Origin of the sequence: Streptomyces spinosus (genome assembly GCF_020400655.1) — a bacterium.
Taxonomy (GTDB): Bacteria; Actinomycetota; Actinomycetes; order Streptomycetales; family Streptomycetaceae; genus Streptomyces; species Streptomyces argyrophylli.
On sequence record NZ_JAINRC010000086.1, the window covers coordinates 1 to 286 of the forward strand.

General features: G+C 74.5%; 1 protein-coding gene. It reads right to left on the reverse strand.

Translation table 11 applies throughout. The annotated features are described in order from the left end of the window. The coding region (locus LG395_RS41035) for a helix-turn-helix domain-containing protein (protein ID WP_225814710.1) at window positions 1-286 on the reverse strand (286 nt) is incomplete at both ends.

Consider the following 286-nt stretch of genomic DNA (forward strand, 5'->3'; position numbering starts at 1 on the left):
CGTCGCGGCCGGGTTCCAGGCCAGGACGTCCAGGCGTCTGCCGAGGACGAGCGCGGGGGTGTGGGTGAGCTGTTCGAGCAGGCGGCGCATGGGCGGCCGTACGGGCTGGACGGGCCGGCGCCGGCGCTTCGGCAGGTCGTCGCTCCGCCCGGCGAGTTCGTAGAGGTACTTCTGCTGGTCGTCGTCGAGGCGCAGGGCGCGGGCCAGGGTGACCAGCACCGGGGCGGAGGCGCGGACGCGGCCCTGTTCGAGGCGGGTGTAGTAGTCCACGCTGATCGCGGCGAGG